1 protein-coding gene is annotated in these 216 nt (G+C 30.1%); it reads right to left on the bottom strand.

The window, feature by feature from the left end:
• Positions 1-197: monothiol bacilliredoxin BrxC family protein (locus tag FS486_RS19880; RefSeq protein WP_144514031.1), on the bottom strand; the 197-nt coding region annotated here is incomplete at its 3' end.
• Between the last annotated feature and the right edge of the window lie 19 nt (positions 198-216).

Raw genomic sequence — 216 nt, 5'->3', positions numbered from 1 at the left:
ATATAATCTGACAAATCGCGTTCTTGTTGGACAATCAAATAATAACCGTCCATATCGCGTTCATATAAAAATTTATTAAATTGATCGTACGCATTTGCCGATATTGGACAAGTTTCACTATGTTTTAATACAAAAACATATTTATTTTCCTCAATAACCTGTTCAAATTGGTCAATTGAACTTAGCTTTATAGCCACTCTATTCACCTCTAAAAAT

Origin of the sequence: Bacillus sp. FJAT-22090 (assembly GCF_007676755.1) — a bacterium.
In the GTDB taxonomy this organism is placed as follows: domain Bacteria; phylum Bacillota; class Bacilli; order Bacillales_A; family Planococcaceae; genus Psychrobacillus.
This window is presented reverse-complemented; position numbering and strand designations above follow the sequence as displayed.